Origin of the sequence: Enterococcus sp. AZ103, from assembly GCF_051714685.1 — a bacterium.
In the GTDB taxonomy this organism is placed as follows: domain Bacteria; phylum Bacillota; class Bacilli; order Lactobacillales; family Enterococcaceae; genus Enterococcus_A; species Enterococcus_A alishanensis.
The window spans coordinates 2272776-2294270 of sequence record NZ_JBIOSI010000001.1; the positions used below are offsets into that span (position 1 = coordinate 2272776).

The 21495-nt window shown below is 34.6% G+C and carries 22 protein-coding genes; 8 read left to right on the forward strand and 14 right to left on the reverse strand.

Annotated elements, in window-relative coordinates:
• Nucleotides 1-22: 22 nt before the first annotated feature.
• Entirely contained in the window at nt 23-565 is a 543-nt protein-coding gene (locus tag ID741_RS11415; protein WP_438720051.1) for a guanylate kinase, read from the forward strand.
• Here ID741_RS11415 and ID741_RS11420 read toward each other — a convergent pair.
• From ID741_RS11420 to ID741_RS11445, 6 genes are all read right to left on the reverse strand, one after another.
• Nucleotides 557-1177: a GNAT family N-acetyltransferase gene (locus tag ID741_RS11420; protein ID WP_438720052.1), complete on the reverse strand. Its 621-nt coding sequence runs from the start codon at nt 1175-1177 to the stop codon at nt 557-559. The genes ID741_RS11415 and ID741_RS11420 overlap by 9 nt on opposite strands.
• Nucleotides 1161-2084 (reverse strand): sce7725 family protein, encoded by a 924-nt coding sequence (locus ID741_RS11425; protein WP_438720053.1) that lies wholly within the window; start codon nt 2082-2084, stop codon nt 1161-1163. The genes ID741_RS11420 and ID741_RS11425 overlap by 17 nt, the downstream gene beginning before the upstream one ends.
• The gene (locus ID741_RS11430) at nt 2081-2770 is read right to left on the reverse strand and encodes a hypothetical protein (protein WP_438720054.1); all 690 of its coding nucleotides are present in this window, start codon (nt 2768-2770) and stop codon (nt 2081-2083) included. The genes ID741_RS11425 and ID741_RS11430 overlap by 4 nt, the downstream gene beginning before the upstream one ends.
• Before the next feature lie 74 nt (nt 2771-2844).
• The gene (locus ID741_RS11435; protein ID WP_438720055.1) at nt 2845-4167 is read right to left on the reverse strand and encodes a dihydrolipoyl dehydrogenase family protein; all 1323 of its coding nucleotides are present in this window, start codon (nt 4165-4167) and stop codon (nt 2845-2847) included.
• Entirely contained in the window at nt 4164-5120 is a 957-nt protein-coding gene (locus ID741_RS11440) for an ABC transporter ATP-binding protein (RefSeq protein WP_438720056.1), read from the reverse strand. Before ID741_RS11440 ends, ID741_RS11435 begins: the two co-directional genes overlap by 4 nt.
• Nucleotides 5121-6656: an ABC transporter permease/substrate-binding protein gene (locus ID741_RS11445; protein ID WP_438720057.1), complete on the reverse strand. Its 1536-nt coding sequence runs from the start codon at nt 6654-6656 to the stop codon at nt 5121-5123.
• Nucleotides 6657-6771: 115 nt separating this feature from the next.
• On the opposite strand from ID741_RS11445, the gene ID741_RS11450 reads away from it, so the two are divergent.
• Nucleotides 6772-7314 (forward strand): hypothetical protein, encoded by a 543-nt coding sequence (locus ID741_RS11450; RefSeq protein ID WP_218325303.1) that lies wholly within the window; start codon nt 6772-6774, stop codon nt 7312-7314.
• Between the two features lie 108 nt (nt 7315-7422).
• Here ID741_RS11450 and ID741_RS11455 read toward each other — a convergent pair whose 3' ends face one another.
• Together ID741_RS11455 and ID741_RS11460 are read right to left on the reverse strand one after the other, a co-directional pair.
• Nucleotides 7423-7764 (reverse strand): metal-sulfur cluster assembly factor, encoded by a 342-nt coding sequence (locus ID741_RS11455; RefSeq protein WP_218325304.1) that lies wholly within the window; start codon nt 7762-7764, stop codon nt 7423-7425.
• Between the two features lie 95 nt (nt 7765-7859).
• Entirely contained in the window at nt 7860-8753 is an 894-nt protein-coding gene (locus tag ID741_RS11460; RefSeq protein ID WP_218325305.1) for a YitT family protein, read from the reverse strand.
• 140 nt (nt 8754-8893) lie between these two features.
• Here ID741_RS11460 and ID741_RS11465 point away from each other — a divergent pair, with 140 nt between their 5' ends.
• On the forward strand, nt 8894-9385 hold the full coding sequence (locus ID741_RS11465; RefSeq protein ID WP_218325306.1) for a YajQ family cyclic di-GMP-binding protein: 492 nt from the start codon (nt 8894-8896) through the stop codon (nt 9383-9385).
• Here the strand turns inward: ID741_RS11465 and ID741_RS11470 are convergent.
• Nucleotides 9372-11744 (reverse strand): ATP-dependent DNA helicase, encoded by a 2373-nt coding sequence (locus ID741_RS11470; RefSeq protein WP_438720058.1) that lies wholly within the window; start codon nt 11742-11744, stop codon nt 9372-9374. The genes ID741_RS11465 and ID741_RS11470 overlap by 14 nt on opposite strands.
• Nucleotides 11745-11799: 55 nt before the next feature.
• Complete coding sequence (locus ID741_RS11475) at nt 11800-12126, reverse strand: phage holin family protein (RefSeq protein ID WP_438720059.1); 327 nt, start codon at nt 12124-12126, stop codon at nt 11800-11802.
• Nucleotides 12127-12258: 132 nt separating this feature from the next.
• Between ID741_RS11475 and ID741_RS11480 the strand changes: the two genes are divergently transcribed.
• From ID741_RS11480 to rpsT, 5 genes are all read left to right on the forward strand, one after another.
• Nucleotides 12259-12879 carry an MBL fold metallo-hydrolase gene (locus ID741_RS11480; RefSeq protein WP_438720060.1) on the forward strand — a complete coding sequence of 207 codons (621 nt, stop codon included), beginning with the start codon at nt 12259-12261 and terminating at the stop codon, nt 12877-12879.
• A 21-nt stretch (nt 12880-12900) separates the two neighbouring features.
• A complete protein-coding gene (locus ID741_RS11485; protein ID WP_218325310.1) occupies nt 12901-13602 on the forward strand; it encodes a histidine phosphatase family protein in 702 nt (233 codons plus the stop codon).
• A gap of 139 nt (nt 13603-13741) precedes the next feature.
• On the forward strand, nt 13742-14575 hold the full coding sequence (locus tag ID741_RS11490) for an undecaprenyl-diphosphate phosphatase (RefSeq protein WP_218325311.1): 834 nt from the start codon (nt 13742-13744) through the stop codon (nt 14573-14575).
• Between the two features lie 144 nt (nt 14576-14719).
• Complete coding sequence (locus ID741_RS11495) at nt 14720-16609, forward strand: heavy metal translocating P-type ATPase (protein ID WP_438720061.1); 1890 nt, start codon at nt 14720-14722, stop codon at nt 16607-16609.
• Between the two features lie 124 nt (nt 16610-16733).
• Nucleotides 16734-16988, forward strand: coding sequence for a 30S ribosomal protein S20 (rpsT, locus tag ID741_RS11500; RefSeq protein ID WP_218325313.1), 255 nt, complete (start codon nt 16734-16736; stop codon nt 16986-16988).
• A 27-nt stretch (nt 16989-17015) separates the two neighbouring features.
• Here the strand turns inward: rpsT and holA are convergent, their stop codons facing one another.
• The 4 genes from holA to ID741_RS11520 form a co-directional block, all read right to left on the reverse strand.
• Complete coding sequence (holA, locus tag ID741_RS11505; protein WP_438720062.1) at nt 17016-18053, reverse strand: DNA polymerase III subunit delta; 1038 nt, start codon at nt 18051-18053, stop codon at nt 17016-17018.
• Nucleotides 18054-18080: 27 nt separating this feature from the next.
• Nucleotides 18081-20180: a DNA internalization-related competence protein ComEC/Rec2 gene (locus tag ID741_RS11510; protein WP_438720063.1), complete on the reverse strand. Its 2100-nt coding sequence runs from the start codon at nt 20178-20180 to the stop codon at nt 18081-18083.
• 125 nt (nt 20181-20305) lie between these two features.
• The gene (locus ID741_RS11515) at nt 20306-20797 is read right to left on the reverse strand and encodes a ComE operon protein 2 (protein WP_218325316.1); all 492 of its coding nucleotides are present in this window, start codon (nt 20795-20797) and stop codon (nt 20306-20308) included.
• Nucleotides 20798-20812: 15 nt separating this feature from the next.
• Entirely contained in the window at nt 20813-21430 is a 618-nt protein-coding gene (locus ID741_RS11520; RefSeq protein ID WP_438720064.1) for a helix-hairpin-helix domain-containing protein, read from the reverse strand.
• Nucleotides 21431-21495 lie beyond the last annotated feature (65 nt).

The window sequence follows — 21495 nt, forward strand, 5'->3', positions numbered from 1 at the left end:
CTAAAAGAAAGGAAGTGAAGGAATGCATTATTGCTATTTATTTATGGGACCTAGTGGCTCAGGAAAAACTACTTTAGCCGAAAAAAGTTTTTCCTCTCAACAAAAGATCGTGTCTTATACCACCAGAATACCACGTTCTTCCGAAAAAGATGGTTTAGATTATCATTTTGTTTCAAAAAAACAGTTCAAGCAGATGGTTATTGACGACCAATTTGCCGAATTTGATGTTTATGATGAAAACTATTATGGTATTGCCTTAACCAGCATAAAAAAAGCCCTGGAGATTTCAGATTGCTATGATCCGATTACTCCATTAGGCTTTTTAAATCTATATAAAAATTTTGCTCAACAAATGGTTCCAGTCTGGATCCATATTTCCAAAGAAACTTTAGCTGAACGCTTAGCTCATCGAGCAAGTCCAGCTGAAATTAAAAGAAGAATTGCTTTATATGAAAAAGATTTGGCTTATTTACCTGAACTTAAAAAAATCGAAACATTAATTGAAATTGACGGCGAACAATCCGTTGCTGACATGGTGGCACAATTCAGAAAAGCTTTAAATTAATTGAAAAGCTTTTCTTTCACCATTGATAAAATCAAATTCAATCATGCCTTGATAAGTAAAACCAACTTTATCAATTAAATGAAGCATTGGTCCGTTTGTAGGATAAGTATCAATTCGAATATCTTGATAGCCCAATGATTGGGCTTTTTTTATTACTTCTTCTAATAATTTTTGCCCTAAACCCAGGCCTCGATAATTTGAACTAACTGCAACACGATGAATAGCAACATAAGTATCAGTGCCCAGGTCATTCCAAGCACCATCAATTGCTTCATAGGCCGAATCTTTTTCAGCTATTAAGGCGCACAGACCTACGACTTCATGATTCAAAGTGAGTACATAACTAACATCATTTTTTATATCATTTTGAATTGTTTCTTCAGTAGGTGCTTGATTATTTTGCCATTGTGGTGAACCTTGCTCTTTTAAATATGCTGTTGCATCTTGAATCAATAACATAATTGACGGAACATCCGTTGGAATAGTCTTACGAAATAGTATTTCATCGGATTTTTTTTGTCCTTGTTCTGCCTCCACCATCATAATTTCGTCAGCAGCTTCTCCCATTTGTTTTGCCTGTCTTAAAATAAAATCTTCATCCTTGTATCCCATATTTTTTCCATCCCTTCAAATAATGGTTTCCTTCATTTAAATAGGCACCTAATAACTCCAAATGATGCGCTAAGGACCATTTTTTTATTGTTCCCAATCCTGGAAACTTTTTAATTTTTAAATAATTAATTAATTCGGTCATACCTAAAGTCAGCAGTAACTGATCTTGATTTCGATCATACCATTCCAACATTTTTTCAGCAGCTTCAAAAAATTTTAAAGCTTGATCTTTGGCACTATCATTAGTATCAGAGACAAAATGCTTCACCCGTAAATTTAAATAGGCATCAAAATAAGTAATATGAATGGCGATTGCTCGACTTGGTCCGCCCTTATCAAAATATTTACTACTTTCAATCGTATAATCACTGAAACCAGCAAACCCATCCGTCTGATAATACAGATGTTGATCGCTAAAGAAATCATCGTCATGATTTCCATAAGTTTCAACTTTTTTTCTAGCGATAAAGGCATCATCTAAAATAATTTTTTTCTGAAAAGGCAAAATCCGAAATCGTCCTTGGTTCGGCAATAATGCGAGCTGATTAGACTTCAACAGATTTTGATCTCGAGTAGATTGTTCATTGAAAATCGCTAAGCTTGTTTGATCTAGTTTTTGATTTGTTACAATTTCTGCTGAGTAAATGCTGGTATCTGCTTTTAATTGCCACGGATGTTGCTTTGCTTCAAAAAATTTAAAACGGCCAACTTGCGGGTTTTCAATGATATATAATTGTAGTTTTTCCTTTTGAAATAATTCGATAGTTTTTTTTAAGGTGGCAGAGTCTCTAACTGGTTCGATAATTGGAATAATTTTTTTAGACCAGCGTTGCTCTTTAACTAAAGTAGACAACGCTAACAGGTCAAACTGTTTTCCCCTGAAATAAGGGTAGTACATTTTTCTCACTCCAATCTTTCTGTTGGACGTCGTTTAACTTTTCTCTGGCTTTTTAAAAATTGATAATCTTGTTCTAGAGCCGCCAGTTCTTCTTCTAAACTTTTAATACGCGCGTTTTCAACATCTGAAAAAAAGCGATCGTGGAAGTTTTCTGAGTGTAAATGATCCTTTTCTTGTCCACGCTTTTTCAACTCTTTATATAAAGCTTCAGTTGGGAAAAAACTGGTTCCATAAGACATTTGTTTCGCTTTGCGAACTTCCCGAAATAATGAAAACATAAAACGTTCTAGCAATAAATCTTCTGGCACTTTTAAAGACTGCTTTTGTGGTTTTTTGGCTAAGATAAAAGTACCCGGAGCCATCTGTTCCTCTTGAAATTGATCATAGGGACGATAAACCAACACCCCAATCTCAGCAGGAATTAATGCTTGAACTTTTTCATAAAGCTCATTTGGTAAGACAAAATAATTGTAGTCTCCTACGAAAGAAAGCTTTGCAGCTGACATAAAATCCGCTTTACTTACCTTTAATTCATAGCAACGCCATTCCATTTTGTTTTCTTTAAAAAAACAAGCTAAAGTGTCTACAATACCACGTTCTTCTGGCATGGTAACTTCTTCTACGACAATCCCACCTAATTCCATACAATAAAAATAAAGTGATTTTTCCATTTCTAATGTTAAGTCTGTCTTCATTTTTTCTCCTGATACGTATTTGTTTTAAAACCTTAGCATAAAATCGATAAAAAAAACAGAGGTTCCCCTCTGTTTTAAATAAGATATTCTAAATCCGATGCTGGTGTGGGATAGCCAAAAATAAAGTTACTAACTTCTTCCTTAGAAATTTTTTTTTCTAGCACAAAATAAAGATCATTGATAACTTCATCTGCCAAAGACGACAATAGACTGATTTTTACAATCTTATCAGAGGAATCATAAACAACCTTTGCTTTCGCGCCCTTTTCATTTATTCGGCGATAAGTGTACCAGTCACTTAAATCAATTGTTTGGCTATGGTATTCATTAGCATTATCCTTCAATTCTTTTTGACTTAAACCAATTGTTGCCAAGCGTTTATCACCGAATACAATGGTTGGAATCAAAGGATAGTTAATTGGTTTTTGATTGCCATTCATGGCAGATACAGCATAATTTGCTTCAAAACCAGAAACTGGTGTTAATTTAGGTTGTTTTTTGGCAATGACGTCACCAACCGCATAAATATGAGGAAGATTCGTTTGTAAATATTGATTCACAACTATTCCTTGTTTTGTATATTGTAAACCAATTTTATCTAAGTTTAACGCTTCGATATTCGGAATCCGACCAGTTGCACCAAAAACTACATCAGTGACCATCTCAAAATCTTCGCCCGATAATTTGAAATGTGGATTGATACTTTCGATTTTCTTGATATCAACGTTAAAATGAAATTGAATGCCTTCTTCAGTCAAATGCTGTACTAAATCAGCGACTAAATCAGGATCAAATTCTTTTAACGGTTGATCATTGTGATGAATGATATGAACTTCACTACCAGCTGCATTCGCAATTGTTGCTAATTCAATCGCAATATAACCAGCACCTAAGAAAACCATTTTCTCTGGTAAATGACTCATTTCTAGAAAGTCACGACTTGATTGCAAATAATCTTGTCCTTCTACTGAAAGCAAACGAGAACGTTGTCCGGTAGCTATTAAAAATTGTTCAGCTGTTAAGATCTCTCCACCGACCATTAATTCATGAGGTCCAGAAAACTCTGCCTGACCCTCAAAATAATCAATGCCAGCATCAGCAAAACCAGCTACTGTGTTTTGGGGAACAAAGTCTGTATAGTCTTTTTTGTGTTGCATTAGATCTTCCCAATTGATTGTTGGAACTGTTTCTAAACCTTTTTCGATTAGATTTTTTACTTTATATTTTGCTTCAACAGCGCTCATTAAGATTTTTTTTGGGTCGCAACCATAGTTAGGACAAGTCCCGCCCCATAATTCTGATTCAATGACAGCAACTTTCTTACCACCTTCCTGAAGACCGTAGGCTGCTGCACCACCTGCTGGACCGCTACCGATAACTATTGCATCATATTTCATTTTTTATCCTCCCGACTTAAATAGCAAAACATTGATTGTCTAGTAATTTTACCAAAAGAACCGGTTTTTAAGCGAATAAAAAGCAAGTCTTGTTTCGCTAAAACTTCGTAAGCTTCATTAAGAGTCGTATCTAATGAATAAATGGTTTGATTTTCTGGTACAGTTGTTTGTTCATAATTATCAGTACTTACCAAGTCTGCTAATGTTTTTACATTATTTTCATCTTGAGTTTCATCAAAGAATTCTAAAACAAACTCATCGGCTGGTTTTTTTTGAATTTCTTCAGGTGTTGCACATTGAATCACTTTTCCATCTCTCATCACAGCGATACGATCACCTAACTTCATGGCCTCCTTCATATTGTGGGTCACAAAGACAATCGTGTTATTCAGCTTTTCATGCAATTCCAAGACCAAATCCTGTAAACTATTTCTAGAAATCGGATCTAAGGCACTAAATGGTTCATCCATTAAAATCAAGTCTGGTTCAGCCGCTAAGGCGCGAATAATTCCAATTCGCTGACCTTGTCCACCAGATAATTCTGCTGGCATACGATCACGATAAGTTTCTGGATCTAAATCTACCTCAGACATTAACTCGTTGACTCTGCGACTACGGGCATCCTTGGTCCAGCCTAGCATTTCAGGAATTACTTCGATATTTTCTTTTACAGTCATAGTTGGAAATAACGCAATTTGTTGTAAAACATAACCAATTTGAAAACGTAATTTTTGAATGTTATATTCTTTAATTCGCTTGTTTTTGAAATACACATCACCATCGGTTGGTTCAACCAAACCATTAATCATTTTTAACGAAGTGGTTTTTCCGCTACCGGAAGGGCCGACTAAAACAAATATTTCTCCTTGATTGATTTTCAAATTAATATCATTTAAGACTTTTCCCTCATCAAATTGTTTGCTAACATCTTTAAATTCAATCATTGTTTCCATCTACTTGTCCCCCTTAATGATTTTTTCTTTAACTAAAAAGTCATGAGCGACATCTGCTGGATCTTTTTTCTCAACATTCACTTGATAGTTCATATCCACCATCTGATCTTCAGTAATTTTTCCTGCTAACTTATTCAAGGCTTTAACAACTTCAGGATGATCTTTGGCAAAGTTTTCTTTCAATAATGCAGCTCCTTGATAATAAGGGAATAAATGTTGGTCATCCTCTAAAGTAACCAAATCATATTGTTTAATCTCACTATCGGTTGAATAAGCATCGACTACATCAACATCACCATTATTAATTGCTTGATAACGTAAGGCCGGTTCCATGCTTTGCACTGAGTTAAAGTTTACATTGTATTTTTCTTGAATCCCTCGATAACCATCTTGCCGATCGATAAACTCTAAGGTAAACCCTGCTTTTAAAGTACCTTCATAATTTCTCAAATCAGAAATTGTTTTAATTCCTAATTCATCTGCTTGAGATTTACGCATCGCTAAAGCATAAGTATTTTGATAAGCCATCGGTTTTAATAATTCCATCTTAAATTGGTTCTGCAACAATTTATTGGCTTCTTGATACGTGCCATTTTCATCTAAGTCAGTTGGACTATTTTCTGGTACTTTAACCAAACTTTCCAAGACGGTACCAGTAAATTCAGGATAAATATCGATTTGATTATTTTCTAATGCACTGAATAAAAAACTAGTCTTGCCAAAGTTAGTCTTCAATTCGACATTTACATCTGAATCATTATCCTCAATCACATCTTTATACATGTTAATTAAAATATCTGGTTCTGAGCCAAGTTTCCCAGCAATTGTGATGGTTTCTTGACCGCTACCGGTATTTTGAGCAACAAAAATACCACCAATCCCCAAAATAAGAATCACAAAGGTAATCAAGCTGGTTTTCATTGAACGGTTTTGTAAGAAACGGATCAGTCCGCTAAAGATAATCGCTAATAAAGCAGCGCTCACTGCACCAATCAAAGTTAGTGTTGGATCGTTACGGTCAATTCCTAGCAAAATAAATGTCCCTAAACCACCAGCCCCGATTAACGCTGCCAGTGTTGCTGTTCCAATAATTAAAACCAAAGCAGTACGAATACCAGAAATGATAACTGGCATAGCAATCGGTAATTCTACCTTAAATAATTTTCGCATGCGACTCATTCCAAAAGCATCCGCTGCTTCTTCTAAGGAAGGATCAATTTCTGACAAGCCAATATAAGTATTTTGAAAAATTGGTAATAGAGCATAAACCACCAGAGCAATCAATGCTGGAACAGTTCCTATTCCTACAAAAGGAATCAATAATCCCAACAAAGCTAATGACGGAATCGTCTGTAAAATACTGGTAATCTGTAATGCTACTTCTGCAATTTTTTTATGTTGACTTAATAAAATTGCCAATGGAATTGCGATAATAATAGCAATCATCAAGGCACTTAATGATATTGCCAAGTGTTCAAAAATCGCGCTTAGTAGTTCCCCTTTTCGTTCGCTAAACGTTTGTATCAATTCATTCATTTATAATAATCCTCTCACTTCTGATTTCATTTCAGTATAACCGAAGTTTTTTTTAGCACAAAGAATTTAACTTTTTGACTATTCAAAGTATACTTAGAAAAATGGAGGAATTAATATGACTGAAAAAGAGCTTACTTTTGAAAAAAACCATAAAATTTACAAATATTCCCACTCTCATTACTACAATTGGTACAAAGCTTTAACCCTGAATTTGCTTGAGAGTGAAAACTTTACTGCTTTTTTTGTAAAATTAAAAACCCACGATAAAGTCGCAGTTGAAACAGTTAAAAATGACTTGCTTAAAATGAGTCAGCTCAGTTTTACTGAACAATTAGATGATCTTGATACTTTTATTTTGTTGACTTTCGCTTGGGCACAAGGCTTTAATACTGAGCAACTATCTTCTACCCAAAGGCTGCATCATTTCTTAACAAACTACACTATTCAAAAAAACGATTTAATTGGTATTAATCAAATGAATGCTGATTTAAATCAAGCTTTGCTGCAGCATTTCCCTAAAGTCAGACAACAAGATTTAAAACTTATTTATCGACTATTATCTTTACAAAACAGTTCAGACCCTGAAATTGCCAGTGAACTAACCAAACTTAATCAAAGAGCCGCAGACCGCACCAGGAAACTACTTTCTTTAATCTAACTTTCAGCTTTTTTTGATCTAAACAAATTTTGATTGGTTAAATTTTGATACAAAAAAACTCTCACCCATATTTCTTTGAGTGAGAGTTGCTTTTTTTTAATAAAAATATTAACGAATTCCTAGAGCAATTCGTGCATAACGAGACATTTTGTCAGTGGTCCAGGCTGGATACCAAACAAGTTTTACTTCCACATTAGATACTTCAGGAATCTCATGTAAAGCTGCTTGAATTGAGTCTGTTAAAATATCTGCCAACGGACAACCCATCGTAGTTAAAGTCATTTTAATTACGGTGTTTCCGTCTTGTGCAAAGTCAACATCATAAATTAAACCAAGATTCACAATATCAATACCTAATTCTGGATCGATGACAGATTCTAAAGCTGTCAAGATTCGTTCTTTAATCTCTTCCATTTCTTCAGCTGTGCGATACTCTTTGTTTTCTTCCATGTTATGTCCACTCCCTTTCGAAGTTTCGTTATTATTTTACTTCATATAAAGTGTTTTGTAAATGAGAATTAAAGCAATTCTTTCTCAATTAGCACTTACTTATTAGATTTTGCTTGTTTTTGTTGTTCTTGGCTCCAGAAGCTACCAACGACTGATTCGGTGGCAACGATATTTGTAAATGATTTTGGATCAACTTCAGCAACAATTTGTTTTAAAGCGTAAAGCTCGTAACGAGTCACAACAATCATGATTACATCAAGGGGTGTGTCACTGAATCCACCTTTAGCAGTCATGGCGCTCATTCCCCGTACCAAATTTTCACTTAAAGCCATTCGCATTTCTTTGCCATGAGCAGTAGAAATGAAAGCAGTCATTTTTTGATGGCTAGTATGGATAGCATCTACGACTGTACTCATAGTAAAAATAGTAATAATTGTATATAAAGCACTTTCCCAATTAAAGAAGAAACCGGCAACTACTACGATGACACCATTTAAAGCCATCATATAATTCCCAACGGTTCGCCCTGTAGTTTTTGATAAAAGCAATGAAACAATATCTAAACCACCAGTTGTAAAGCCAAGTTTCAATGAAAAGCCAGCCCCTACTCCGAGTAGTACGCCACCAGTAATCGCATTCATAAGTACGTTATGTGTAATTTCACCGACAGGAACCAACGTCGTAAAAACCGACATAGAAATAACATTTGCGAAACTCAAAATCATTGCAGATTTTCCAAGCTTAATAAAACCTAAGATAAAAACTGGTACATTCAGTAAAAAAATTAAAATCCCTGTATCAACTGAAACGCCAAATATTTGTTGGAAAAAGGCGCCAATAATCTGAGCAATCCCTGTCATTCCAGCAGAAAAAACATTTGCCGGAATCAAAAAATAATTCAAACCAACTGCGCCAGACAAACCAGTTAATAAGATTACAACCACCTTTTTAGTCAAATCATTCGTGGTGTAATTAATCACTTTTTGCAAAACAATCCCTCCTATGTATATTATCCATTATTTATTTAATCTATTATTCAATAAAATAGCAATATTTTTTAAGACTTATGGGAGAAAGATTATGGCTTTCTTATCGTTTTTTGATAAACTAAAGAAAAAGGAGGGAAATTATGGCGAAAGATGCAAGTTTTGACATTGTTTCAGAGGTAAACAAAGAAGAAGTCAAAAACGGGATTCAAATTGCTTTAAAAGAATTGAATAATCGTTTTGACTTCAAGGGTGATAATTTTGATATTCAGTTAGAAGGAAATCAACTGGTTGTTAGCGGTCCGGATGATTACAAGATTGAACAAATTAAAGATGTATTATTTAGCAAATTAATTAAACGCGGTGTTCCTTTAAAGAACCTTCATTTTGGTCAATCAGAGCATGCTCTTGGCAGTACGGCTCGACAAAAAGCTGATTTAATTAGTGGCATTGACCGCGATGTGGCCAAAAAAATTAATACAGCCATCAAAAATAGTAAGATTAAAGTTAAGTCTCAAGTGCAAGAAGACCAATTACGGGTAACCGGCAAAAATCGTGATGACTTGCAACAAGTTATTGCATTAGTAAAAGATTTAGATTTACCAATTGATGTGCAATTTACTAATTATCGCTAGCTGATGTATCAGCTAGCTTTTTTTGCCAAAATTTCTCTACTTCTATAGATATTTCCGTTGTTTGATGAATAATCTTGCGGTCATACCAGCTTGGTGGTAATAACTTTTGGTAGCTAGCTTGATTGAAACGCTGGTCTAACAATAAAATAACTCCACGGTCATTCATTTGTCTAATTACCCGACCCGCTGCTTGAATAACTTTATTGATTCCCGGTAGTTGATAAGCATAACTAAATCCTTGATTGTTTTTCTCATCAAAATAATCTTTTATCAAATTTTGCTCATGGTTAATCTGAGGCAACCCTACTCCAACAACAACAACGCCGATGAGTTTATCACCAGTTAAATCAATTCCTTCTGAAAATATTCCTCCTAAAACAGCAAAAGCAACCAGGGTCTCTTTATTATTCCCATCAAAGTTTGCTAAAAACTGTTCCCGCTCTGATTCGCTCATCTGACTTGCTTGAATTAAGGAGTTATATTCTGGGAATGTTCGTTTAAACTCCTCTGCCACTTCATCTAAATATTGAAATGACGGGAAAAAGACCAAATAGTTACCTTTTTTTACTTTTACTAATGCCTCGATCGATTTTACAACTTCTGGCAAACTTTGCTGTCTTTTCTGATAAGTTGTTTGGATATTGTTATGAACTAATAATAATCTATTTTCATTTGGGAATGGATTTGGCAATCGATAAGTTAAGCTTTCCGTATTTTCAGATAGCACTTCCTGATAATATGGTAAAGGAGAGAAACTAGCTGAAAATAAAACAGTACTTCCGACAAGATTCATTGATTGTTGTAAAAATAGAGACGGATCAATACAGTAGATTTTAACAATTAAATCATATTGCTTTTTCTCAACAGTAGTTTCATAGTGATCATCATAAAATTCACTTAGCCGTGTAAAGCGTAAAATATCAAAATATAGATTCAACATTTTCTCTTGATTATCATCTTCTGGATGCTCAGCGAGCCATTCCTTCATTAAGTCTTGTAATGAGTATAAACGATTGACTAAACTTTCAGCGGCGGCTTTTTGATGATGGTAATTTGTGTTCTTTTCTTCGAGAACTTGATGAATTAGTTCAAACTCATTGTCTACTTGATTGAATGCTTTACGTAGTTTTCTAAAGGATTTTTTTGTAGCTTGACCCACTGTATAGATTTTTTCTCTAGAAATTTCAGCAGAATACATTTCCTTGGAACGGTTTACCAAGTTATGGGCTTCATCAACCAGTACAATATTGTTTGGGTTTTCTTCTTCGAAAAATCGTTGCAAATGAACAACTGGATCAAATAAATAATTGTAATCACCAATGACCACGTCACAAAATAAACTAACATCTAAAGATAGTTCAAAGGGACATAATTGATGTTTTTTTGCATATTGCTCAATTACTGGTCGAGTAAACTGATCTTCTTCTTGCAACATATCCCATAATCCATCGTTGACGCGATCATAGTATCCAGCGGCAAATGGGCAGTGCTCGGGCGTACAGTTACGCTCTGATAAAAAACAAATTTTATCTTTTGCTGTCAATGTAACACTTTTTACCCGTCCATTTTTTTTCGCTAATTTGTCAATTGTTTCCTCTGCAACTGTCCGTGTAATAGTCTTGGCAGTTAAGTAAAAGATCCTTTCTCCGACCCCTTCTCCCAACGCTTTAAAAGCGGGAAAAAGAGTCGAAAGTGTCTTGCCTGTACCTGTTGGCGCTTCAACAAATAGTTGCTGTTGATGATAGATTGTTTTATAGACCGCTGCAGCTAATTCTCTTTGACCAGTACGATATTGTGGAAAAGGAAAAGGCAATTCCTTTAATGATTGATTTCTAATTTGATGCCAATTAGTTTCAAAAACTAACCAACCTTCATAGCGACTCATTAAGTCTGAAAAGAAACTGATAAGCTCATCGAAAGAATATTTTCTAGTGGTAGTAGTTATTTTCTTTTCAATGGTTTGAAAATAACGAACTTGGACATTGATTTCTGACAGTTCTTGAGCTTCAGCATATATATAAGCGTAAACCATACCTTGATAAAAAAATAAATTTACTAATCCTTCAGTTAAATCTTCAAAGGGAGTTTCAGAAGTTTTTATTTCATCGATTGTTATGCCTGTTTCTGAGGTGATAATTCCATCGGCTCGACCTTCAACCTGAACAGTTTTATCAGCTAATGTCAGTTGTTTTTTTAACCAAACCTCTTTTTCATAACCAGTACCAGCCTGCTTTTGTAGTGAGCGATGAATTTTAGCACCTTCTTGAGCAGTATGTTGACTGTTTTTCCCTTCATCAATACTACCCGTTCGCATTATGAACTCAACTAATTTTCGAACAGCAATCTTTTTAACCGTCATCCACTCACCTCTTTCACAAGTGCCACAATAAGCGAATTTCATTTATTCGTCAAGTTCATTTCTTCTTTAATTGTTCTAGTAATTTCTTAAACTTATCAATCTGAATACCCATTTTTTGATAGTTTTCCAAAATTGATACGACCTCCATCCACAAAAAACTTAAGTAGAAAGTATAAAGCAATGCTTGCCCTGCGTGAAAGGGAATAATTTTAGCTACAGGCCACAAAAATAAAAGTAACATTATGCTAGCAATTTTTCTCAAAATACCATTGATCCCGACTTTTGATGAAATAGATTTAGTGATTCTTGCACTAATTATTCCTGTTAATAAATCTAAAACCATCGCAATTGAAATTAAAGCTAAGATTTCTAATTCTTTCATTTCTTTCACCTCCCCTTATATCCTTTAACTTTAATAACGAAAGTTTTTAATGAAAAGTTCAATCGAACTAATGCTTTTTCTATTTTTTTAAATTTAAGGTATAATATAGTGGAATTGTTTGGAGGGAAACATATGCAGATTGAAGCAATAACTAATCAAGTTGCGGGAGAAAATACTTACTTTATTTATAATAAAGAAAATCTATTAATTATTGATCCAGGATCAGATGTGGAAAAAATTATTGATGCTATTCGGCGAATCAATCGAAAACCTGTGGCAATTTTGCTAACACACACTCATTATGATCATATTGTGGGCTTGGAATTGATTCGAAAAAAATATGAAATACCAGTTTATGTGAGTCCATTAGAACAAGAATGGTTAACTAATCCTCAGCACAATGGCTCTTTAAATAATCCTTTCGTGCCGGATATTTATGCCAAACCAGCGGAATTCGAATTGGAATTAAGGGATTATGAATTAGGCGGAATGACATTTTCGGTTGTGGCAACACCAGGTCATTCGATTGGTAGTTTAAGTTTTGTTTTTGAAGACTTTGTGGTTGTTGGGGACGCCTTATTTAAGGGAAGTATCGGGAGAACTGATTTATATAGTGGTGATTTAGGACAATTACTGGCAAGTATCACAGAAAATTTATTTAGTTTGCCACGAGAATTACCTGCTTATCCAGGCCATGGCGAAGCAACAACGATTGGTCATGAAATCGATACAAATCCGTTTTTTAATAATTAAAACTATTTTGGAGGTTTTTAAATGAAAGAGACAAATTTATATTTGGTACGTCACGGAAAGACAATGTTCAACACATTAGCAAGAGTTCAGGGATGGTGTGATACACCTTTGACTAAACCGGGTCGTGAAGGAATTACTGCTGTTGGTTTAGGTTTAAGAGATACAGCGTTTGAAGAAGCTTATTCAAGTGATTCAGGTAGAGCAATTGAAACAGCTCGCTTAATTTTAAGAGAACATCCCCACCAAGATGTAATCCCATATAAAACAGATCCACGTGTACGGGAATGGTGTTTTGGCTCTTTAGAGGGCGGTTACGACGCAGAAATGTGGGGAGTTCTTCCACGCGTTCTGAATTTCAAAACTGAAGATGAATTATTCTCAACAGATGTCACTTTTGAAGAGATTGCTAATGCAATTGTTGGCGCAGATACTGCAAACTGGGCTGAACCGTATGAAGTTTTAAAAAATCGTGTATGGCAAGGTTTTGAAGATATGGCGAAGTATCGTGAAGAACGTGGCGGCGGAAATGTCTTAGTAGTCTCTCATGGATTAACAATTGCTTTTATGTTAAGTCTAATTGATGACAAGCAACCTGTTCGAGCGAACTTAGAAAATGGTAGTATCAATCGTCTACGTTATGAAGATGGAAAATTTTCAATTCGTTCAATTAATGATATCTCTTATCAGGAACGTGGTCGTTTAATTATGGCCGAAGAAAAATAAATATTTATGGACTGGGAAGAATAAAAAATCTCCCCAGTTTTTTTATTCTTAAAAAAAGCTTAGCCTTTTTAAGATAGTCAAATATTTTTCTAAAAGGTATACTAGTGATTGTTATGAATTTGAAGGGATGGATTTTTTAATGTTTGTTGCAAATATAATTAAAGCAATTATTTTAGGTATTATTGAAGGAATCACGGAATGGCTACCAATTTCTTCAACTGGACATTTAATTTTAGCTGATGAATTTATTAAGATGAATGTATCATCGGCTTTTACCGAAATGTTCAACGTAGTGATTCAATTAGGTGCAATCCTTGCCGTTGTTCATCTTTTTTTCGCAAAGCTGAATCCTTTTTCAAGTACGAAAAACTCAGTTGAAAAACGTGATACTTGGACTCTTTGGACAAAAGTTATCATCGCTTGTTTCCCGGCTGCGATTATCGGCTTACCTTTAGATGATTGGTTAGATGCACATTTCCATAAATTTTTACCGGTTGCTATTATGTTGATTGTCTATGGTGTTGCCTTCATTGTTGTTGAAAAAAGAAATAAAACCAAAACTCCAAGATGGACAACTTTAAATGATTTTACTTATCAAGCGGCTCTTATTGTTGGTATGTTTCAAGTCTTGTCTTTAATCCCTGGGACTTCTCGCTCTGGAGCCACAATTTTAGGAGCTATTTTAATTGGCGCGTCTCGTTACGTTGCAACTGAGTTTTCTTTCTTCTTGGGAATTCCAGTAATGTTTGGTGCCAGTGGATTGAAAATTGTTAAATTTCTAGCTAACGGTAATTCGTTTGATGCTCAACAAATAATTATTCTATTAATCGGGATGATTACCGCGTATGTTGTCTCGATCATTGCCATTAAATTCTTATTGGATTATATTAAGAAAAATGATTTTACAGTTTTTGGCTGGTATCGGATTGTCTTAGGTATTATCTTAATTGCTTATTGGATTATTGCTATGTAATTATAATTATTATAAAAAGACTCTTGCGAGAGTCTTTTTATTTTGCTCTTTTCTAAATGATAATCACTTTCATTCTCAATTACGCGATTTAATTATCAATTAGTTTTTTTCTATGCTATCATGATTATGAAAGGAGGAATTGTGATGAGTAAAGAAGAAAGACAAGCTTTTCTCTCAACAATTTTCTGTTTGGGATTCTTGATTTTTGGTAGAGTGATAATGTATTTTAGCTTATCCTACGCACCGCTCCTATTTATTTTAGCTATTATTAGTGGCGGTTGGAAACAAACATACGAAGGCATAAAGGAATTAATCCAAGACAAAACATTAAACGTGGATTTATTAATGGCTTTAGCAGCAATCGGTGCATGTATTATTGGTAATTGGTTTGAAGGGGCGATGTTGACTTTCATCTTTTGTTTGAGTGGTGCTTTAGAAGAATATGCAACCAATAAAAGCACGAAAGAAATCACTGCTTTAATGAATTTAAGTCCAACAACTGCTTTAAAAGTTTTAGCGGATGGAACAAATCAAGAAATTGGGGTTGAAGATTTAAAAATTGCAGATACTGTCTTTGTACCAAAAGGCAGCAATATCCCAATTGACGGAATAATTTTAGATCAAGCCAGTACAATTGATGAATCTAGCATCACAGGCGAATCTGTCCCAGTGGAAAAAAATGTTGGTGATGATATCTTTGGTGGGACGATTAATACAGGTAATGCTTTCAAAATGACGGTTACTAAAAGTGCCGAAGATACTTTATTTGCGCAAATCATTAAACTAGTTGAAAATGCGCAAAATGAGAAAGGCGAAACTGCCAGTTTTATCGATAAAATTGAAAATGTTTATGTCAAGATTGTATTGTTAGCTGTTCCACTATTTATTGCCTTTACTCACTTTGGCTTGAATTGGGCCTTTAATGAAAGCTTTTATCGCGGAATGGTTTTATTAGTTGTCGCCTCCCCTTGCGCTCTGGTAGCATCAGCAACACCGGCAACTTTAGCATCTATTTCAAATGGTGCAAAGAAAGGTATTTTGTTTAAATCTGGTAAAGATCTTGAAAAATTAGCAGAGTTAAAGGCGATTGCCTTTGATAAAACTGGTACTTTAACTAGAGGAAAACCTCGTGTAACAAATTTCAAAGTATTCGATGCTGATCCTTTGATTCCAGCAATCTTATTTTCGATGGAGCATGCGTCTAGTCACCCTTTAGCCAATGCGATTACTCAGTTTTTCCATGAAGAAAACATGTTGGAATTAACCGTCGAAGAAAAAGCAGGTTTTGGTCTAGAAAGTTTTTACCAACAACATCATTGGATTTTAGGTAAAACAGGAATATCAGCAATTCATGATGACTTAGCTGAGACTTGGCGATCTCAAGGAAAGACAGTTATTTTTCTGTCACGAGATGAAGAAGTAGTTGCTTTACTAGGACTGCTAGACTTACCTAAAGCAAATGCTAGTGAAGTCATTCAGTACTTTAAAGATAATCAAGTTCATACAGCTATGTTTACAGGAGATAATGAAGGAGCTGCCCACACTGTTGCAAAATCAGTCGGAATTGACGAATACAGAGCCAATTGTTTACCGGCTGAAAAAACGAAATTAATTACTACAGAGAAAGAAAAATATGGTGTTAATGCCATGGTTGGCGACGGAATAAATGATGCACCGGCTTTAGCAACTGCAACAATTGGTGTGGCTATGGGCGAAGGTACTGATGTTGCGATGGATGTATCCGATATGGTGCTTATGAAAAATGATTTAAGTAAACTAAGTTATGCTCATCGTCTTGCTAAAAAGATGCGTCGCATTATTAAACAAAACATTGTATTTTCCTTATTAGTTATTGCCATTTTAATCGCTAGTAATTTTCTACAATTTCTAAATTTACCTTTAGGAGTTATTGGGCACGAAGGTAGTACAATTTTAGTCATTTTTAATGGGTTACGGTTACTCATTCCTTTAAAAGAAGACTTGCTAAACAATCAGATGGATTGCAGTGATTGTCCATTGCAGCATTTAGAATAATAATTGTGTTAAGGAAAAAAACTTGTCACGAATTCATTGCATTGGATTGCGCCTTTATGTATAATGAGTAATGTTGAATTGTACGGACTTTCCGTATAAGATCTGAAATCGGAGGTGAAAATCCATGCCAAACATTGAATCTGCAATTAAACGTGTTCGCACAAACGAAGCTGCAAATATCAGAAATGCTTCTCAAGCTAGCTCAATGCGTACAGCTGTTAAGAAATTCGAAGAAGCTGTAGCTGCCGGTGCTGATAACGCAAATGAATTATACCAAGCTGCTGTTAAAGCAATTGATATGGCTGAATCAAAAGGTTTGATTCACAAAAATAAAGCTGCTCGTGACAAATCACGTCTTGCTAAAAAATTAGCGAAATAATAAAAACCGATCGCAGGATCGGTTTTTTTATTTGGCCAATTTTATTTTTTCTGCCGTTTTTAAAACAAATAATTGAAAACTTAATTCTTTGTCGGCTTGCCCACTCTTGACTAAGAAATCATTCTCAACAAGTTGATCAAATAAATCAATCAGTAATTTCTCAGAAATTTCTTTAACTTGTTGCATTGCCATCTTTACCCGATAAGGATGGACACTCAGTGTTTCTGCAATGTTAGCTTGTTGATAGCCTATTTTCATCAAAATCTTGGTCTGTAGCAATAGTCGTATTTGACTGATTAAAATCGCGTTTAATCGAATTGTTTCTTCTCCTTGAAGGAGTAAATCTTGATATATTTGAATCGTTTTTCCAGAATTACCTTTCAACAATTCCTCTGTTATTTCAAACACATTATGCTCCAGTGTTTTAGGCACAAGATTACGAACTTCAGCAATTGTAATTCCAACCGATGGATCAGCTGCTAGAATCAATTTTTCCAGTTCATTCATGATTTTTGATAAGTCAAAGTCAGTCAGGCGCAATAACAAGTCAAAAGCCTCGGCTGAGATCGTAACATTCTCTTTTTTTAAATATTGTTGCACATAACTTTTCAAAGGGGCTTCAGCTAAGGGTGCAACTTCAATTGTTTCGGCAGCTTTTTTTAATGCTTTAGTTATTTTTTTACGGGCATCCAATTTTTCATAATTGGCCCAAAAAACTAGGACAGTTGATTCCAATGGCCTTTTTAAATAAGTAATCATTTCCTCAATCGCGGCTTCCTGGTCAGCTATTTTCTTTTCACCAGTCAAAAAGCTGGGGTTCTCAACAAAAACTAAGCGATAATTTCCAAAAAAAGGCAGACTCTCTGCTTCCGCCACGACACTAGCAAGATTCCCTTCACTACTATCGAAATTCATAAAATTTAATTCTTCTAAATTGTCCCTTTTCATCCGTGTGAAAAAAGCGTTGCGAATCACTTGTTGTAAATAACCCTCTGTTCCAAGAATAAGATAGACAGGTTTTAAGGGATCATTAGTGATTTCTTTTAATGCTTGTTGTACGTTCATAAACTCCTCCTGTCTGTTATGCTATCACTAATTTACCGGAAAATCTATCAAGCATTTTCGTTTTAAATCAGAAAATTGATACCATTGATAATAAATCATTCCCTGTTGATCCGTTCTTAAGATTATTTGCTGATAATCAGCCAAAGTTTTTAACACTTCACCTGTCGGATGTCCATAACGATTATTCTGCCCTACTGAAATAATCGCTTCTTGACTTTTTAATTGTGCTAAAAAAGCTGGTGACGTAGAAGAATTGCTACCGTGATGGCCAATTTTTAAGACATCTATTTTTAGCTTAGGATAGTCTTCCATTAATTTTTCTTCACCAGCAATTTCCAAATCACCTGTAATTAAAAATCGTTTCTTTTTTATTTTAAAAAAAGTAACCACTGAATCATTGTTTTCACCTTTGCCATTTTCAGGTGCCAATATGTTTAGTTTTAAGTATTTTCCAACTGTATCGCCTTTTCTAATTTGATGCAATTTAGTATGGATAGGTAATTTTCCGATTGCTTCAGCAAATCCTTTTTTTGCACCCGTTCCAATATAAATATTTTTGACTCTTATTTTAGTTAATAAATGATTCACTTCCCCTAAATGATCAGCATCATTGTGGGTTAATATTAAATGGTCAATTTTTTTGATGTTACTTCCCTTTAGTACTGGTAATAAATTATATTCCGAAGCAGCTTTTCGTTGATATCTTTGCCATTCTTCCTTTTCGAAATTTAGACGACCGCCTGTATCAATTAAAAAAGTTTCTTTTTTAAAAGGCAATTTGATTAATAAACTATCCCCTTGTCCCACGTCAATAAAAGCCATCATTCCAGGCGTAAATAAACTAAAACTAGCAATTATCACAACGCCAACTACAGCAGTAAGAATAAATTTTTGTCGGTATTTTATTTGATGAACCAAAAGCATTAAACCTAGCAATAGTAAAATAGCTAAAAAGAAGAAAGGTTTACCGAACTGTAATGGTTTCATTGTTACTAAGGACAATATAAAGTTAATGCCTGTCATGAGCTGCTCACAGACTGTTAGAATAAATGCTGGAGTGACACTTCCAAACATTGTTAAAAAGCCACAGAGAGGCAAAATGAACCATTTGAAAATTGGGACCATTAAAAAGGTCAGTACACCTCCTAAAAGTGGCCACTCACCAAATTCAATCACTAAAATTGGCATAATTAAGAATGAAAACAGTAAATTTTGTTGCCATTCTTTTAAATTAAAACTAGGAATATAAAGCAACAGAAATGCCATAAAAATGCTCAAGCGACCGCCAATTGACCAAAGTACAAGCGGAAAACACAAAGTTAAAATTAAACACATCAAACTCCACTGATCTAATTTTGAAAGGGATAAATTAAAAGTTAAACAAACAAAGGCAATCATAAAACTTAAGACACCGCGAATAACACTAAAATTCCCACCTGTCATAATGATCACGAAAATTCCTGCTACAGAGAGCAGTATTAGTCTTGGCCCTCTTAAAATGGCTAATCGCTTCAGCAGAAGATGAAAACTACCTAAATATATAGTGATGTGCATCCCAGATAACGCAAAAAGATGTAACAATCCATTAACTTGATACACTTCTGTCAACTGATTGAAGTTTTCATCTCTAAAACCAAAAATCAAAGCATTCGTGTAGGTCGCTAAATTTTGTGGTAAATTCTGTTCTAATTTTCGCCTTATTTGATACCTAAAAATGGCTAATTGAGTTTTTCTGCCGACCCCTTCGAATTCATCGACTGAAATAACACCATGAATCCCTTGGCTTTGATGATGTTTTTTTTGATCAAAGCCATGTAAATTTCTTTTTGGATCAGACGCACTTAGACTGCCATTTATTTTAATTTGATTAGGAACATAGGCTTTTTGCCAAAAAAATTTTTCTGACTCTTCTTTTAAACTATAATACAATTGATATTTTTTATTATTCATTTCAACAATAGCTTGTAACTGATCACCGTTTATTTTTATGGTATCTTCTTTTAATATAACCACCTCATCAATTTTTTCAGCTAAAGGTGTTTGGAACCCATTTACATATGTGATTGTTCGAATACAAGCAAATAAGCTGCATAAGAAAACCAAGACAAATAAGCCTAGTTTTTTCATGCAGCAAATTCGAAAGAATAAAAGCAAGGCAAAAATCAGCCAGACAAGCTTCTTTTCATAAAAACTTGTCGCGACTAATAAACCACAGGCAATTGGCAGAAATAAATAATTTCGGCATTCTTTGATCATTCACTAGGAGATGTGGCAGCATCTTCTCCTAATTGTAATTTGGTAAAATATTTACTTTCTAAAAAGACTTGATTTGCACTAGCACCCACCTGTTTAATTAAGTCCACCGCATAGTCGTCATTACGATAATCTTTCAGATAATTAATTTTTTTTATTCCAGCTTGTAGTAACGCTTTGGTACACGCTAAGCAAGGAAAATGTGTGACATAAATTTCTGCATCATTGGTAGGAATACCCAATTTTGCACATTGTAGTAAGGCGTTCATTTCTGCATGAATCGTCCGGATACAATGACCGTCCACAACATAACAGTCCTCATCTATACAATGAACGTCGCCCGACACAGAGCCATTATAGCCACCCGCGATGATTCTTTTATCACGTACAATTGTTGCACCAACTTCTAGCCGTGTGCAGGTACTTCTTAAAGATAACAATACAGCTTGTGCCATAAAATATTGATCCCAAGGTATTCTTTCAGTCGTCACAGTATTTCTCCTTTTTTAGTTAATTGTAATAAAATCTCGTAAATTTTCAAGCGTCTTTTCGCCAATCCCAGAAACATTTAATAAATCTTCTAATTTTTGAAAACTGCCATTTTCCTCTCGATAATTCAAAATGTCCTGGGCCTTTTTTTCACCTATGCCTGATAAGGTTTGTAACTCTGTTGAATCTGCTGTATTTATATTCACTTTTCCAGTTTCATCAGAAGAAGAATCACCTGATATAATTGTCTCTCCTGCTTGAATTGTGGGAGGAGTTTCACCAATTTTTGGAATGAAAATAACCTCTTGATCAGTTAATAGTTTAGAAAAATTGACCTGGTTCCGGTCAGCCTCTTCCAAAAATCCACCTGCTTGGTCAACAGCATCCATTAAACGTGTACCCTCTTTTACTTTGTACATACCCGGTGCTTTTACTGCACCTTTTACATCCACATACCAATCTGTATTAACTTTAGCAGTACTTTCGATTGTCTTTTGCTCGGAGCTTGAAAAAGTGGTCACTTCAGCGTATTCTTCTGGTTCCTTAAATAAGTTAAACAAAACTAAAAGAAGAATGGCTAAAAAACCAAATCCTGCCAAAATGAACCAACGATACTTTTCCCAAATTTTTTTCAAATAAATACCTCCTTTATTTAAAAGGTACGCAAAAAAGCAAGAATTAATGTCCTCATTAATTCTTG

Bases quoted from the DNA above. Each gene is read 5' to 3' on its own strand.
- ID741_RS11415 (WP_438720051.1), top strand. From the start codon at position 23: ATGCATTATTGCTATTTATTTATGGGACCTAGTGGCTCAGGAAAAACT.
- ID741_RS11420 (WP_438720052.1), bottom strand. From the start codon at position 1,177: ATGGGATACAAGGATGAAGATTTTATTTTAAGACAGGCAAAACAAATG.
- ID741_RS11430 (WP_438720054.1), bottom strand. From the start codon at position 2,770: ATGAAGACAGACTTAACATTAGAAATGGAAAAATCACTTTATTTTTAT.
- ID741_RS11435 (WP_438720055.1), bottom strand. From the start codon at position 4,167: ATGAAATATGATGCAATAGTTATCGGTAGCGGTCCAGCAGGTGGTGCA.
- ID741_RS11440 (WP_438720056.1), bottom strand. From the start codon at position 5,120: ATGGAAACAATGATTGAATTTAAAGATGTTAGCAAACAATTTGATGAG.
- ID741_RS11445 (WP_438720057.1), bottom strand. From the start codon at position 6,656: ATGAATGAATTGATACAAACGTTTAGCGAACGAAAAGGGGAACTACTA.
- ID741_RS11450 (WP_218325303.1), top strand. From the start codon at position 6,772: ATGACTGAAAAAGAGCTTACTTTTGAAAAAAACCATAAAATTTACAAA.
- ID741_RS11455 (WP_218325304.1), bottom strand. From the start codon at position 7,764: ATGGAAGAAAACAAAGAGTATCGCACAGCTGAAGAAATGGAAGAGATT.
- ID741_RS11465 (WP_218325306.1), top strand. From the start codon at position 8,894: ATGGCGAAAGATGCAAGTTTTGACATTGTTTCAGAGGTAAACAAAGAA.
- ID741_RS11470 (WP_438720058.1), bottom strand. From the start codon at position 11,744: ATGACGGTTAAAAAGATTGCTGTTCGAAAATTAGTTGAGTTCATAATG.
- ID741_RS11475 (WP_438720059.1), bottom strand. From the start codon at position 12,126: ATGAAAGAATTAGAAATCTTAGCTTTAATTTCAATTGCGATGGTTTTA.
- ID741_RS11480 (WP_438720060.1), top strand. From the start codon at position 12,259: ATGCAGATTGAAGCAATAACTAATCAAGTTGCGGGAGAAAATACTTAC.
- ID741_RS11485 (WP_218325310.1), top strand. From the start codon at position 12,901: ATGAAAGAGACAAATTTATATTTGGTACGTCACGGAAAGACAATGTTC.
- ID741_RS11490 (WP_218325311.1), top strand. From the start codon at position 13,742: ATGTTTGTTGCAAATATAATTAAAGCAATTATTTTAGGTATTATTGAA.
- ID741_RS11495 (WP_438720061.1), top strand. From the start codon at position 14,720: ATGAGTAAAGAAGAAAGACAAGCTTTTCTCTCAACAATTTTCTGTTTG.
- rpsT (WP_218325313.1), top strand. From the start codon at position 16,734: ATGCCAAACATTGAATCTGCAATTAAACGTGTTCGCACAAACGAAGCT.
- holA (WP_438720062.1), bottom strand. From the start codon at position 18,053: ATGAACGTACAACAAGCATTAAAAGAAATCACTAATGATCCCTTAAAA.
- ID741_RS11510 (WP_438720063.1), bottom strand. From the start codon at position 20,180: ATGAAAAAACTAGGCTTATTTGTCTTGGTTTTCTTATGCAGCTTATTT.